This is a genomic window from Bartonella sp. AP21QHHD, from assembly GCF_042196205.1.
In the GTDB taxonomy this organism is placed as follows: domain Bacteria; phylum Pseudomonadota; class Alphaproteobacteria; order Rhizobiales; family Rhizobiaceae; genus Bartonella.
The window spans coordinates 1-2,125 of record NZ_JBHIPT010000077.1; the positions used below are offsets into that span (position 1 = coordinate 1).

Here is a 2,125-nt window from a genome sequence, read left to right on the forward strand (position 1 = left end):
AGGGGTGAAGGTTGGTCAGATTGCCAGTGGTGGCAATATTGAAATTTTTGCAGGCAACGACATCTATTATGATCAGGTCATAGGCTATGGCAGTGCAACATTGACATCGGTATCAGGAGAGATCAGTGTTGAGAATGTGTTGTCTGCTGAGGGGGATGTGAGATTGACAGCAAACACTCTCGATTTAAGCAATAATCGTTCTCATATTTACACGCCGCAAACGCTGTATTTAATTGCAGATCATATTGATGTCTCGGGCAGCGAATTGACTTATGGCGGTTTAGACTTTCAAAGCACCAATGCCCTTGATATTCACCATGCGCGGCTACAAGCCGTGACAGATCAGGGTGGAACTGGAGATATTCTTTTTGTTGCTCCAAGCGTTATGGTTGATGAGACAACTTCTGTTTTAGCGGCACGAGATTTCGTGATCAAGACGGGGGAGCTTAGAAATAGCGGTCAATTGGCATCGGGGCAGGATTTAGTCTTTAGCGTGACGGGGGATGTGACCAACAACAAAACGGGCTTAATTTATGTGAAGGGCAATGGTGCTTTACAAGTTGATGGGGCTTTGTTGAATGATTTTGGCACCATAATGGCAGAGGGTGATTTGGGTTTCACCAATGCAGATGGCAGCGGAAAAAGCCTTTCGCTTGTCAACAAAGCAGGCTTGATTCAAGCTGGTGGAAACTTAAATATCCAAACCAACACCCTGAAAAACGAAGCTGATAGCACGCCTGTCATCACGGAAAAAACGGAATATAGCGATATTTCATTCGAAAAACCAGACAAATATAATTTTCTCGATGGTAGGCCTTTATATCATGATATGTACTGGGATCGTTGGGGAAAAGGAAAACTTTCTAAGAGGGAGAGTGGGCCAGTCGGTCCAAAACACTTTATATTTGAGCAACAACTTTGGAATAACAAAGAAGGAACCTATGGCACGGCAACTTTAAAAGATGGGACAGTCTATAAGGCATTTACTTGGAAACATAATGCTCGAAAAGGAGACATAGAAGAGTTTGTATGGAATGGTTCTCGGCGGAAGGGAGGATGGTTTGGGTCAATAAACGAAGACTGGTCACATATGACAGAAAAGACTGTCACACAAGCATTTTCGCATAAACCAACTGTTTCGGGGGTAATACAATCTAGTGGCAATCTCATCATTAACGCTGATACCATTGACAACCATTATAGCTCTATGAGAGCAGGGGGAAATGCCGATATCCACGCTGGTGTGCTCACCAATCTGGGGGCAACAGCTTATAAAAAAACTTATCTGGGTTGTAATGCCAATACGCAGGATGGTTATTGTTATGGCTATAAAGCTGATGGAAGCCGCGATGTTTCTTTAGATATAGCCGATGGCAAGGATCGCCATACTGGTTCAGAAGCTCTTGATGCAGCTCCTGGTCTTGTCCAAGCGGGTGGCACGTTGAATTTGGTGGTCGATCAACTCAATAACACGGCAGCGGAAGGTTCGATTACAGGGGATGCGCATTTTAAAGCACAAGCAGTTGAAGGCAATCCACTGGAGTCCTTAAGTGGTTTAACCGGGGCTGGCGCTCTCTTTACACCAAAAGTGGATCTCAATAATGCAGGGGAACTTTCTGAGGGGCTCCCTTTACCAAAGCCCCAATCGGGTGGGGTTGGGGGCACGCTGCCCAACCAGAATTTTATTTATGAAACGCGGGCAGAATTCCTTGATGTTGGCAAGTTTTATGGCTCAGCTTATTATTTGAACAGAATTGGCTACAATCCTGACAGAGAGATTTTTTTCTTAGGTGATGCTTATTTTGAAAAGCAGCTGATTGAAAAACAAATGCGTGATCTGGTTGGTCAAGGTTTGGGCAAAGGTTCCTTTATTCCTGGAAGTGATGCCATTGAACAAGTCAAAACCTTGCTGGATGTCGGGGCAGACTATGCAAAAGCCCACAATCTCCCCTTTGGTGAGGCTTTGAGTGAAGAACAATTGGCTTCTCTAGAAGCCCCGATGGTGATTTATGTGCGCCAACAGGTCAAGGGCATGGATGTTTACGCACCGGTGCTTTACATCCCTGAAAAAGACAGAGCCTCCTTTGTTTCTGCTGGGGCTTTGATCATGGGCGATGATGTCAAT

1 pseudogene is annotated in these 2,125 nt (G+C 44.9%); it reads left to right on the plus strand.

From position 1 onward, the window contains the following. Positions 1–2,125, plus strand: a pseudogene (locus ACFIMC_RS04890) (filamentous hemagglutinin); the annotation flags it as partial.